The organism is Streptomyces sp. NBC_01264, from assembly GCF_026340675.1.
Taxonomy (GTDB): domain Bacteria; phylum Actinomycetota; class Actinomycetes; order Streptomycetales; family Streptomycetaceae; genus Streptomyces.
The window spans coordinates 2385767-2397778 of sequence record NZ_JAPEOX010000001.1 but is presented as its reverse complement, the minus strand read 5'-3'; the positions used below and the strand labels follow the sequence as shown (position 1 = coordinate 2397778).

Below are 12012 nucleotides of genomic sequence, written 5' to 3'. Positions count from 1 at the left end.
GCGGCGCTGGCGCGGCGCTGGGCCCCGGCTGCGGGCGTGTGCCGCTGCGCGGGGCGGAGTTCCCCTACCCGCCCTTCCGCCGTTCCCCGGGCTGCGCCCGGACCCCTTCTGGGGCTCCGCCCCAGACCCCGGTCCTCAAACGCCGGACGGCTTGAAAGACAAACCCCGGCCGGGCCGAAAGCCCAGACCCCAGACCCCGGTCCTCAAACGCCGGACGGCTGACAAGGGCGGGCGGCCGCCGCCGTGATCAGGGCCGACATGACGCGGGTGTCCTTGTCCAGTTCTGGGTGCCATTGGACGCCCAGGGTCCAGGGGGCTCCGGGGAGTTCGATGGATTCGATCGTGCCGTCCGCCGCGTGGGAGGAGGCGATCAGGCCGTGGCCCAGGCGGTCCACGGCCTGGTGGTGGTAGGTGGGGACCTCCGCCTCCTCCGGGACCAGCGCCGCGTACAGCGTGCCGGGGACCGGGCGGACCGGGTGCCAGGAGACCACGCCGGGGCTCAGTACGTGGCCGTCGATGTGCTGGATCAGGGTGCCGCCCAGGGCCACGTTCAGCGCCTGCATGCCGCGGCAGATGCCGAGCAGGGGTGTACCGGAGGACAGCGCCGCCGTGATGAGCGCGAGCTCCCACGCGTCGCGGACGGTGGCCGCCGGGCCGGTGCGGGGATCGCGCGGAGCCCCGTACCGGTCCGGGTCCACGTCCGGGCCGCCCGCGACGACCAGGCCGTCCAGTCGGCCGAGCACCTCCGGCGCCGCCTCCGGTTCGTCCGGCGGGAGCAGGACGGCGGTGCCGCCCGAGGCCTGGACGAGCTCGTAGTACCCGGTGGGGACGAGGGCCGTCGGAACGTCCCACACCCCGTAGCGGGTGGATTTCTCGACGTAGGTGGTGATGCCGATGAGCGGCCTGGGCACGGAAGGACCTCCGGAAGGAGCGAGAGGGGACGGGCGGGTCAGTCGCGGGAGAGCTCGGCCTCCGCTTCCGCGAGCGCCGCGAACTCCTCCTCCGGCGCGGAGGCCACGAGGTGGTGCCGACTGTAGAACGCGAAGTAGGCGAGGGCGACGGCGTACACGGCCAGGGCGATGAAGGCCGCGTCCTTGTCCACCAGGAAGGTGGCGACCAGGGCCGAGATCGCGAGGACGAAGGCCACCGTGGAGGTCACGATGCCGCCCGGAGTGCGGTACGGGCGCTCCAGGCCGGGCTCGCGGCGCCGCAGCACGATGTGGGAGAGGGCCATGAGGGCGTAGCTGATGGTCGCGCCGAAGACCGCCATGTTCAGCATGCGCGGGCCGTTGCCGGTGGCGGCGGCCAGGGCGAAGCCGATGGCGCCGGGGATGAGCAGGCCCAGGTACGGGGCCTTGCGCTTCGAGGTCAGGGACAGGAAGCGCGGGAGGTAGCCCGCCCGGGACAGGGCGAACAGCTGGCGGGAGCCGGCGTAGATGAGGGAGAAGAAGGAGGCCACCAGCCCGGCCAGGCCCGCGTAGTTGACGAAGGTCTTCAGCCAGGAGAGGCCGGGGTCGCCCTCCAGGGCGACGACCAGCGGGTTGCCCGCGTCCTTGATGGCTTCGGCTCCGCGGGCTCCGGTCGAGGCGAGGAAGGTGACCAGGGCCAGGAGGACCAGGATGCCCATCGAGATCGACAGGGCGCGCGGTACCGAGCGGACCGGGTCCTTGGCCTCCTCGGCGGCGAGCGGGACGCCCTCGACCCCGAGGAAGAACCACATGCCGAAGGGGAAGGCGGCCCAGATCCCGAGGATGCCCAGCGGCAGCCAGGAGCTCGCGCCGGCGGCGGTGGTGTCGACGGCGATGTTGTCGAGGTTGGAGGGGTCGAACTGGGTGAACGCGCCGACGGCGAAGACGACCAGCGCGATCACGGCGATGGCGGTGACGATCAGGGAGAAGCTGAGGGCCTCGCCCACGCCCCACAGGTGGATGCCGATGAAGACGACGAAGCAGGCGAGGTAGACGGGCCAGCCCGATGTGAGGCCGAAGAGGTTGAGGGACTCCACGTAGTCGCCGATGAAGATGGCGATGGCGGCCGGGGCGAGGATGTACTCGATGAGGATCGCGGTGCCGGTGAGGAAGCCGCCCCAGGTGCCGAGCGCCCGGCGGGCGAAACCGTAACCGCCGCCCGCGGTGGGCAGGATCGCCGACAGCTCGGCGAGGGAGTAGACCAGGCACGCGTACATCGCGCCCATCAGGACGGTGGCGACGGCGAGGCCGCCGAAACCGCCCTGCGCGAGGCCGATGTTCCAGCCGGAGAAGTCGCCGGAGACCACGTACGCGACGCCGAGACCGGTCAGCAGCAGCCAGCCGGCGCTGCCGCGGCGCAGGGTACGGCGCTCCAGGTAGCCGTCGCTGCCGTTCCCGGGTGCGGCGTTCTCGGGGGACTGTGCGGGTTCGGGTACGGCTGCCAGCCGTGCGCCGGTGTCGTCGGCCATGTGCGCTCCTGCCTAGGGCAATGGTTGTGGGGCGTACCTTTGCCGCTCGGGCGTGGCGGGCGCAAGACCCCTGCGTTAAACGGGGGTTACGAATGCCTCTCGGTCGGGACGGACCGGGTGGCCGGGGCGGCCCGGGCCGGGTCCGGGACGGGTCCGGTTCAGGTCAGGAACCCCCGCAGCAGCGCCGCCGTGCCGCAGCAGTGCTCGCGCATCACCGCGCGGGCCGCCTCCGGGTCGTGGTCCAGCACCGCCTCCACCAGGGCGCTGTGCTGCTGCTGCGAGTGCTCCAGGTTGCGCACCAGCAGTGGAATGCAGTCCAGCAGGTCGTTCACGGAGGCCCGGACGGCGGCGTACTGGGCCGTCAGGGTGGCGGATCCGGCGAGTTCGCACAGGGTGAGGTGGAACAGCGTGTCCTGGCGGCGGTAGTCGGGCAGCGGGGCGTCGTGGGTGGCGGCCAGGGCGGCGAGCAGCCGGTCGGTGTCCCGCTCGGACAGTCCCTGGGAGGCGCACAGCCCGGCCGCTCCCACCTCCAGGACCTCGCGGAAGCGCAGGACGTCCTCGATGTCCACGCCCGCGACCCGGCGTCGCAGCTCCTCCTCGGTGCCCCCGGCCGGCGTGTCGGGACGGGGCAGGACAAACGTTCCGCCGTACCGTCCGCGCCGGGCCTCCACCAGGCCCTGGTCCTGGAGCACCTTCAGCACCTCGCGGAGCGTCACCCGGCTGATCCCCATCCGCTCGGCCAACTCGCGCTCCGGCGGCAGCCGTTCCCCGCCCGGCACCAGTCCGAGCCGGACCACCTGGAGGATCTGCTCCAGCGCCTCCTCGAACCCGTTGCCCGCCCGCACCTGCCGCAGTACGGGATTGAGCCGTCGGGCGGCCTCGTCCTCGCTCGCCGTATCGGTCATCTCGCCTCCTCCCCTTCCCAAGCAATGGTTCTATTCAATACCTTAGGCCTCCTCGGCTCACCGAAGGAGAGAATCCCGTGGTAGACCGCAAGCCGCCGCTTTCGACCGAAGAGCTCCGCGTTCTCGTCGCCAGCGGTGAAATCGACACAGTGGTCCTGGCCTTCCCCGACATGCAGGGACGCCTCCAGGGCAAGCGGTTCGCCGCACAGTTCTTCCTCGACGAGGTCCTCCAGCACGGCACCGAGGGATGCAACTACCTCCTCACCGTCGACACGGACATGAACACCGTCGACGGGTACGAGATGTCCTCCTGGGACCGGGGCTACGGCGACTTCGCCATGCACCCCGACCTCGCCACCCTGCGCCGGATCCCCTGGAACCCGGGCAGCGCCTTCCTCCTCGCGGACCTCGCCTGGAACGACGGCTCGCCGGTGGTCGCCGCACCCCGGCAGATCCTGCGCCGCCAGCTCGAGCGCCTCGGCGAGCTCGGGTACACCGCGATGGTGGGCACCGAGCTGGAGTTCATGGTCTTCCAGGACACCTACGAGCAGGCCTGGGACTCCAACTACCGCGGCCTGACCCCCGCCAACCAGTACAACATCGACTACTCGGTCCTCGGGACCGGCCGGATCGAGCCCCTGCTGCGCCGCATCCGCAACGAGATGCAGGCCGCCGGCCTGGTCGTGGAGTCGGCCAAGGGCGAGTGCAACCTCGGCCAGCACGAGATCGCCTTCCGCTACGACGAGGCGCTGACCACCTGCGACCAGCACTCCGTCTACAAGACGGGGGCCAAGGAGATCGCCGCCCAGGAGGGCGTCTCGCTCACCTTCATGGCCAAGTACGACGAGCGCGAGGGCAACTCCTGTCATATCCACCTCTCGCTCTCCGACGCCGACGGGCGCAACGCGATGGCCGGTGAGGGGCCGGACGCGCACGACCACGGCGGTATGTCACCCGTGATGCGCCACTTCCTGGCCGGCCAGCTCGCCGCGCTGCGCGACTTCTCCCTTCTCTACGCTCCCAACATCAACTCCTACAAGCGTTTCCGGCCGGGATCCTTCGCTCCCACCGCCGTCGCCTGGGGCGTCGACAACCGGACCTGCGCGCTCCGGGTGGTCGGCCACGGCCGCTCCATGCGCTTCGAGAACCGCCTGCCCGGCGGCGACGTCAACCCCTACCTGGCCGTCTCCGGCCTGGTCGCGGCAGGGATCTACGGCATCGAGAACCGCCTGGAGCTGCCCGAGCCCTGCGCCGGAAACGCGTACACGGCCGACTTCGCGCACGTCCCCACCACCTTGCGCGAGGCCGCAGAACTCTGGGAGAACAGCGAGATCGCCAAGGCCGCCTTCGGCCCCGAGGCCGTCGCCCACTACCGGAACATGGCCCGCGTCGAGCTCGACGCGTACGACTCCGCCGTGACCGACTGGGAACTGCGCCGCTCCTTCGAACGCCTCTAGACCCGGGCCCGGAGCCGTCCCGGCTTCCGGCATCCGGCATCCGGCGTCCTGCCGTACCGCATCACCGCACGCGCATTACCGCACCCGCGGCACGCACCGCACCCGAACGTCTGAAAGGCCACCACGTGTCCGATGCGCTGGAAGTCTTGAATCCGGCCACCGAGGAACTCGTCGCCGTCGTCCCGGCCGCCACACGGGACGACGTCGACGCCGCCGTCGTACGGGCCACCGCGGCCCAGCGGGCCTGGGCGGCGGCCGCGCCCGCCGACCGGGCCAGGCTGCTGCGCCGCTTCGCCGCGGTCGTCGACGGGCACATCGAGGAACTGGCACTGCTGGAGGTCCGGGAGGCGGGCCACACCATCGGGAACGCCCGCTGGGAAGCCGGCAACGTCCGTGACGTGCTCGACTTCGCCGCCGGGGGAGTGGAACGGCTCTCCGGCCGCCAGATCCCCGTCGCCGGCGGCATCGACATCACCTTCCTCGAACCCCTCGGCGTCATCGGCGTGATCGCGCCGTGGAACTTCCCCATGCCGATCGCCGCCTGGGGCCTGGCCCCGGCACTGGCCGCCGGCAACGCGGTCATCCTCAAGCCCGCCGAGACCACCCCGCTCACCGCGCTGCGCCTCGCCGAACTCGCCCTGGAGGCCGGACTCCCCGAGCACCTGTTCCAGGTGCTGCCGGGCCGGGGTGAAGTGGCGGGCGACGCCCTCGTCGAGCACCCGGGGGTGGCCAAGATCGTGTTCACCGGCTCCACCCGGATCGGCAAGCGGATCATGGCGAAGTGCGCCGACCGGGTGAAGCGCCTCACCCTCGAACTCGGCGGCAAGAACCCCAACATCGTCTTCGCCGACGCGGACCTGGAGGCGGCGGCGGCCTCGGCCCCGATGTCCTTCCTGGACAACACCGGGCAGGACTGCTGCGCCCGTACGCGGATCCTCGTACAGCGCTCCGCGTACGACCGGTTCATGGAGCTGCTCGCCCCGGCCGTCGAGAAGGTGGTCGTCGGGGACCCGTACGACGAGAACACGCAGCTCGGGCCGCTGATCTCGCGGGTGCAGCTGGACCGCGTGCGGTCCTACGTCACCGACGACCTCACGGTCGTCCGGGGCACCGCCCCCGAGGGCCCCGGCTTCTGGTACCCGCCGACCCTCGTCACCGGCGTCGACCCCACCGCCGCCGTGGCCACCGAGGAGGTCTTCGGACCGGTCGCCGTCGTCCTGCCCTTCGAGGACGAGGAGGACGCCGTACGCCTGGCCAACGCCACCGACTACGGCCTCGCCGGCTCCCTGTGGACCCGCGACGTGGGCCGCGCGCTGCGCGTCTCGCGCGCCGTCGCCGCGGGCAACCTGTCGGTCAACTCCCACAGCAGCGTCCGCTACTGGACCCCCTTCGGGGGCTACAAGCAGTCCGGACTCGGGCGCGAGCTCGGACCCGACTCCCTCACCGCTTTCACCGAGACCAAGAACGTCTTCATCAGCACGGAGGCCTGAAGAACATGAGCATCGACTCCACCGAAGAGATCGTCTGCCGACGCCTGGTCGGACGGACGGCCGTCATCACCGGGGCCGGCAGCGGCATCGGGCTCGCCACCGCCCGCCGGCTGGCCTCCGAGGGCGCCAACGTCGTCTGCGGGGACATCGACGAGACCGCGGGCAAGGCCGCCGCCGAGGAGGTCGGCGGCACCTTCGTCAAGGTCGACGTCACCAGCCCGGAGGAGGTCGAGGCCCTGTTCAAGACCGCCTTCGACACCTACGGCTCCGTGGACATCGCCTTCAACAACGCCGGCATCTCGCCCCCGGACGACGACTCGATCCTCACCACCGGCCTGGAGGCCTGGAAGCGGGTCCAGGACGTCAACCTGACCTCCGTCTACCTCTGCTGCAAGGCGGCCCTGCCCTACATGCAGCGCCAGGGCCGGGGCTCCATCATCAACACCGCCTCCTTCGTGGCCCGGATGGGCGCCGCCACCTCGCAGATCTCCTACACCGCCTCCAAGGGCGGGGTGCTCGCCATGTCCCGCGAGCTCGGCGTGCAGTTCGCCCGCGAGGGCATCCGCGTCAACGCCCTCTGCCCGGGGCCCGTCAACACCCCGCTCCTGCAGGAGCTGTTCGCCAAGGACCCGGAGCGCGCCGCCCGCCGGATCGTGCACATCCCGCTGGGCCGGTTCGCCGAGCCCACCGAGATCGCCGCCGCCGTCGCCTTCCTCGCGAGCGACGACTCCTCCTTCATCAACGCCACCGACTTCCTGGTCGACGGCGGGATCTCCGGCGCGTACGTCACTCCCCTCTAGACCTCCGCCGCCACACCACCCACCCGACAGCCGGGCGTCGCACGACGCCCGGCTGCCGTGCTCCACCGTCCCCGACGATCTCGAAGCAGAACCAGGAGAACCCCCCTCAGTGACCCGACCCAGTTCCGTGCGACGGCTCCCGGCCGTCGGCGCCGCCGTCGCGATAGCCGCCGGCACCCTCGTGGCCGCCGCACCCGCCGCCCAGGCGGACCGCCCCGGAGCACACCACTGCACCACTCCGCAGCTCGAGGCCGCCTGGTTCGGCGACAACCAGGCCCGGCTCCAGCAGCTCATCGACGACTACGGCACCTGCAACCCGTACCGGCCGAGCCGCAACAAGCCCGTCGCGGTCTTCGACTGGGACAACACCGTCGTCAAGAACGACGTGGGCGACGCGCAGATGTTCTGGCTGCTGCGCAACGGCAAGATCCGCCAGCCCGCCGGGGGCGACTGGACGAGCACCAGCCGCTACCTCACCCCGGCCGCCGCCCAGGCCCTGGCCGAGGCCTGCGGCTCCCTGGCGAGGCCCGGCGCCCCGCTGCCCACCGGTACTCCCGAGGGCGCCGGCTGCGCCGACGAGATCAACGCCGTCTACGGCACCGCCGCCACCCGCGCGGCCGCCCCCGCCTTCGCCGGCTGGGACCGCCGTACGACCGAGCCCGCCTACTCCTGGCTGCCGCAGCTCATGCAGGGCTGGACCGCGCGCGAGATCCGCGGCTTCACGGCCGCCGCGCGGGCCGAGAACCTGGCCGCCCCGGTCGACGCCAAGCAGCAGGTCGGCTCCACCAGCGCCACCGGCTGGGTGCGCTACTACGACCAGCAGAAGGAACTCGTCGCCGCCCTGCAGAAGGCCGGCTTCGACGTCTGGATCAGCTCGGCCTCGCCGCAGCCGGTCGTCGAGGTGTGGGCCGAAGGCGTGGGCATCGACGCCCGGCACGTCATCGGCATCCGCAACACCACGACGTACGGCGGGAAGTTCACCTCCCACCTGCAGGGCTGCGGGTCCGTCGCGGACGGCGCCGACACGATGATCACGTACATCGACGGCAAGCGCTGCTGGATCAACAAGGAGATCTTCAAGGTCCGCGGCGCCGCGGCCGAGAAGGTCCAGCCGGCCTCCCGCCGCCAGGTGTTCGCGGCGGGCGACTCCGACACCGACATCTCGTTCCTGCGGGACGCGACCGCGCTGCGGCTCGTCGTGAACCGCAACAAGAACGAGCTGATGTGCCGCGCCTACGACAACAGCGACGGCAAGTGGATCGTGAACCCGATGTTCATCCAGCCCAAGAAGCAGAAGGCCGCGCCGTACCCGTGCGCGACCACCGGCTTCACCGGCCGCGACGGCACCCCGGGGCCCGTGCTCCGGGGTGACACCAGCGTCATCCCGGACCAGACGGACTCCGTCTTCTAAACGGTCGCGGACTCAGAGGAAGGTGCGGCCCTCGCCCCGGTAGGTCGGGGCGGTGGCCGTCACCCGGTCGCCCTGGACCAGGTGCAAGGTGTCGAAGCGCTCGCACAGTTCACCGGCCTTCGCGTGCCGGAACCAGACCCGGTCGCCGATCAGCAGATCGTCGGCCGGGCTGCCGAGCAGCGGGGTCTGCACCTCGCCGGCCCCCTCCTGGGCGTCGTAGCGCAGCCCCTCCGGGAGGTACGGGACCGGCAGCCGGTCCGGGCCGGGCGCACCGGAGGCCGGGTACCCGCCGCCGAGCACCGTGACCACCCCGACCCCGGGCCGGCGGACCACGGGCTGGGCGAAGAGCGCCGCCGGGCGGCCGGTGAACGAGGTGTAGTTGTCGAACAGCCGGGGTACGTAGAGCCCCGACCCGGCGGCGATCTCCGTGACGGCGTCCTCCGCGGCGGTCTGCTGGACGCTGCCGGTCCCGCCGCCGTTGACGAACTCCAGGTCCGGGACGACCGCGCGCACGGCCCGTACGGCCTCGGCCCGGCGGGCGGCCAGCTCCTTGCGGGCCGCGCCCTGCATCAGCCGGATGGCGCGCGACCGCAGCGGGCGCCCCGCGAGCGCGTCGCCGACCCCGGCCACGTGGCCCTCGTAACCCATCAGCCCGACCACCCGGAAGCCGGGCCGGGCGCTCACCGCGCGGGCCAGCCCGGCGAGCTGGGCGGGCTCGCGCAGCGGGGAGCGGCGGGCGCCGACGCGGACCCGGCCGCCGAAGAGGTGCAGGGCGGTGTCCAGTTCCAGGCAGACCCGGATCTCCTGGGCCCCGCCGTCGCGGGCCCGGTCCACGAGCTCCAGCTGCGCGAGGTCGTCGATCATCACGGTGACCGCGCCGGCCAGCTTCGGATCGGCGGCGAGCTCGGCGAAGCCGGCCCGGTCGGCGGACGGGTAGGCGAGCAGGACGTCCTCGAAGCCGGAGCGGGCCAGCCAGATCGACTCGGCGAGGGTGTAGGACATGATCCCGGCGAACCCGGGCCGTGCCAGCACCCGTTCGAGCAGCGCACGGCACCGTACGGACTTGCTCGCCACCCGGACCGGCTTCCCGCCGGCGCGACGCACGAGATCGTCGGCGTTCGCGTCGAACGCCTCCAGATCCACGAGGGCGAGCGGTGCGTCGAGATGGGCGGTGGCCCGGTCGTAACGGGCCCGGTCGGCGGCGGGGGAGTTCATGGGCGGCAGCCTGCCAGACGCTCGTACCCGTGGGTAGGGGGTTCGTGCAGCCCGCGGGACACCCGGCCAGGTCAGACGCCGGGAAGCGCGCTGCGGTCACATCTCGGTCTCGGCCGACGGATGCCCCTTTTGGATATTGAGACTGACGTTCGCATGTGTTTACAGTTGCTATTCCCCGGCCGGCGTTCCAGCACTGACGGGCACGTAAAGTAGGGGCAGGCAGCCGACGGAATCGGGGGGCTGAGCCGCCGGATGAGCACGTCCACACCGCACGGCGGGGTCCAGACCGCGCCCGACCCCACCCCGGTACCGCCAAGGCGGCGCCCGGGGAAGGTCCTCGCCGCCGCTCTGTGCGGCCTCCTCGGCCTCGGTCTCACCGGTGCGGCCGGCTACAAAGCCGTCTCCGACCACCGGGCCGCGCAGCGGCCGGTCGATCCCGCCGCCGCGTACCGCAAAGCCGCGTCCCTCTGGCACAGCGCCCCCGCCGACACCCTGTTCCCGCCCGTCCTCGACGGTCAGGGCACCGGGCCGGGCGGCGCCGACCGCACGTGGACCCGGATCACCGCCCCCGCCGACGCCGGCTGCGCCGAGGCGCTCGCCGCCGACTGGCAGGCCGTGCTCGCCGAAACCGGGTGCACCCGCGTGCTCCGCGCCACCTACACCGACGCCACCCGCAGCTCCCTCGTCACCGTCGGCATGGTGTTCACCCCCGCCGAGGCCACCGCCATGGGCGCCCTGCGCGGCCGGCTGCCCGCCCCGACCGGCTACGGATTCTCCGACGACCGCCGCGCCGCCTGGGTGGTCTCCGTCCTCGCCGAGGCCCCGGTCGTCGTCTACTCCGTCTCCGCCTTCGCCGACGGCCGCCGCCTCGGCGCCCCCAGCCCCGCCGCGGACAAGATGGCCGAGGACGCCAAGGGACGCGTGGCCGAGTCCGGCCTCGGCCACGAGGCCCAGGCCCTCGCCGACCTGATGGAAGACACCGTGCGCACCCTCGCGGCCAAGGCATCGGGCCTGCCGGCCCCGCAGAACTCGCAGAAGCCTCAGATGACGCAGACACCGGAGACACAGCAGACACAGCGGACACCGGCGGCGACAGCGGAGGCCACTCGATGACCCGTCGCACCCTGCTCCCGGCCGCCCTGGCCCTCGGAGCCTTGTTCGCCGTCACCGCCGCGCCGCCAGCCGCCGCCGACGCCGTCCGCGACAAACAGTGGCCGCTGATCGCCCTGCGCGCCAAGCTGGCCTGGGGCATCACCGAGGGCGAGGGGGTCACCGTGGCCGTCCTCGACACCGGGGTCGACCCGACCCACCCCGACCTGGCAGGCCAGGTCCTGGAGGGTCTCGACCTCGTCGGCATGGGGGCGGTGCGCGGCGACGCGGCATGGGCCAAGCACGGCACCGCCATGTCGGGGATCATCGCCGGGCACGGCCACGGCTCCCTGGGCCTCGGCGGCATCCGCGGCATCGCCCCACGGGCCAAGATCCTGCCGGTCCGGGTGATCCTGGAGGAGTCGGACCCCGGCCGGGAAAAGGCCCGCGCGAGCAAGGGCGGCGCCCTCGCCGAGGGCATCCGCTGGGCCACCGACCACGGGGCGGACGTGATCAACCTCTCGCTCGGCGACGACAGCAGCGACGCCCGCCACGACGCCGCCGAGGACGAGGCCATCCAGTACGCCCTCGGCAAGGGCGTGGTCGTGGTCGCCTCCGCCGGCAACGGCGGCAACAAGGGGGACCGCATCTCGTACCCGGCCGCCTACCCCGGGGTCATCGCCGTCACGGCCGTCAACCGCGAGAACAAGAAGGCGAAGTTCTCCACCCGCAACTGGTACGCCACCGTCAGCGCCCCGGGCGTCGGGGTGGTCATCGCCCAGCCCGACCGCTCCTACCCCGACGGCTGGGGCACCAGCGCCGCCGCCGCCTTCGTCTCCGGATCCGTCGCCCTGGTCAAGGCCGCCCACCCCGACCTGTCCCCGGCGCAGATCAAGAACCTGCTGGAGGACACCGCCTCCGACCCGCCGCCCGGCGGCCGCGACGACTCCCGCGGCTTCGGCCTGGTGGACCCGGCCGCCGCCCTCCAGGCCGCCGACGCGATCGCCCCCGAACCGGCGCTGCCCGTGCCCGTCGCGGCGGCGAGGCCCTACTTCGGCGCCGGCCCCGATCCGGTGCCCGACCCCGGGCCCTTGGCCCGCTTCGGCGCCCCGGTGGGCGCGGCCGCGGGGCTGGGACTGCTCGTGGTGGCCGGCGTACTGGCCCGGCGGACCCGGTCCGGACGGCGGGATCCCGAGGCGGGATAGGCT

The 12012-nt window shown here is 72.6% G+C and carries 10 protein-coding genes; 6 read left to right on the top strand and 4 right to left on the bottom strand.

The window, feature by feature from the left end; genetic code table 11:
- Positions 1–203: 203 nt before the first annotated feature.
- The 3 genes from OG435_RS10980 to OG435_RS10970 all read right to left on the bottom strand — a co-directional run bounded on the left by OG435_RS10980 (position 204) and on the right by OG435_RS10970 (position 3342).
- Positions 204–911 (bottom strand): gamma-glutamyl-gamma-aminobutyrate hydrolase family protein, encoded by a 708-nt coding sequence (locus tag OG435_RS10980; protein WP_266876627.1) that lies wholly within the window; start codon positions 909–911, stop codon positions 204–206.
- A 38-nt stretch (positions 912–949) separates the two neighbouring features.
- The gene (eat, locus tag OG435_RS10975; protein ID WP_266876626.1) at positions 950–2437 is read right to left on the bottom strand and encodes an ethanolamine permease; all 1488 of its coding nucleotides are present in this window, start codon (positions 2435–2437) and stop codon (positions 950–952) included.
- Between the two features lie 158 nt (positions 2438–2595).
- Positions 2596–3342 (bottom strand): FadR/GntR family transcriptional regulator, encoded by a 747-nt coding sequence (locus OG435_RS10970; protein ID WP_266876625.1) that lies wholly within the window; start codon positions 3340–3342, stop codon positions 2596–2598.
- A 77-nt stretch (positions 3343–3419) separates the two neighbouring features.
- Here OG435_RS10970 and OG435_RS10965 point away from each other — a divergent pair, with 77 nt between their 5' ends.
- The 4 genes from OG435_RS10965 to OG435_RS10950 all read left to right on the top strand — a co-directional run bounded on the left by OG435_RS10965 (position 3420) and on the right by OG435_RS10950 (position 8500).
- On the top strand, positions 3420–4799 hold the full coding sequence (locus tag OG435_RS10965) for a glutamine synthetase family protein (protein ID WP_266876624.1): 1380 nt from the start codon (positions 3420–3422) through the stop codon (positions 4797–4799).
- 125 nt (positions 4800–4924) lie between these two features.
- On the top strand, positions 4925–6289 hold the full coding sequence (locus OG435_RS10960) for an aldehyde dehydrogenase family protein (protein ID WP_266876623.1): 1365 nt from the start codon (positions 4925–4927) through the stop codon (positions 6287–6289).
- A gap of 5 nt (positions 6290–6294) precedes the next feature.
- Positions 6295–7089 carry a 3-oxoacyl-ACP reductase gene (locus tag OG435_RS10955; protein WP_266876622.1) on the top strand — a complete coding sequence of 265 codons (795 nt, stop codon included), beginning with the start codon at positions 6295–6297 and terminating at the stop codon, positions 7087–7089.
- A gap of 109 nt (positions 7090–7198) precedes the next feature.
- Positions 7199–8500 (top strand): haloacid dehalogenase-like hydrolase, encoded by a 1302-nt coding sequence (locus tag OG435_RS10950; protein ID WP_266876621.1) that lies wholly within the window; start codon positions 7199–7201, stop codon positions 8498–8500.
- A 12-nt stretch (positions 8501–8512) separates the two neighbouring features.
- Here the strand turns inward: OG435_RS10950 and OG435_RS10945 are convergent, their stop codons facing one another.
- On the bottom strand, positions 8513–9715 hold the full coding sequence (locus OG435_RS10945) for an amino acid deaminase/aldolase (RefSeq protein WP_266876620.1): 1203 nt from the start codon (positions 9713–9715) through the stop codon (positions 8513–8515).
- Positions 9716–9967: 252 nt separating this feature from the next.
- Between OG435_RS10945 and OG435_RS10940 the strand changes: the two genes are divergently transcribed.
- On the top strand, positions 9968–10828 hold the full coding sequence (locus OG435_RS10940) for a hypothetical protein (protein WP_266876619.1): 861 nt from the start codon (positions 9968–9970) through the stop codon (positions 10826–10828).
- Positions 10825–12009 (top strand): type VII secretion-associated serine protease mycosin, encoded by a 1185-nt coding sequence (gene mycP / locus OG435_RS10935; RefSeq protein ID WP_266876618.1) that lies wholly within the window; start codon positions 10825–10827, stop codon positions 12007–12009. Before OG435_RS10940 ends, mycP begins: the two co-directional genes overlap by 4 nt.
- Positions 12010–12012 lie beyond the last annotated feature (3 nt).

What these genes read in the sequence shown, in the direction of transcription:
- eat (WP_266876626.1), bottom strand. Translation starts at nt 2,437, where the DNA reads ATGGCCGACGACACCGGCGCACGGCTGGCAGCCGTACCCGAACCCGCA.
- OG435_RS10970 (WP_266876625.1), bottom strand. Translation starts at nt 3,342, where the DNA reads ATGACCGATACGGCGAGCGAGGACGAGGCCGCCCGACGGCTCAATCCC.
- OG435_RS10955 (WP_266876622.1), top strand. Translation starts at nt 6,295, where the DNA reads ATGAGCATCGACTCCACCGAAGAGATCGTCTGCCGACGCCTGGTCGGA.
- OG435_RS10945 (WP_266876620.1), bottom strand. Translation starts at nt 9,715, where the DNA reads ATGAACTCCCCCGCCGCCGACCGGGCCCGTTACGACCGGGCCACCGCC.
- OG435_RS10940 (WP_266876619.1), top strand. Translation starts at nt 9,968, where the DNA reads ATGAGCACGTCCACACCGCACGGCGGGGTCCAGACCGCGCCCGACCCC.
- mycP (WP_266876618.1), top strand. Translation starts at nt 10,825, where the DNA reads ATGACCCGTCGCACCCTGCTCCCGGCCGCCCTGGCCCTCGGAGCCTTG.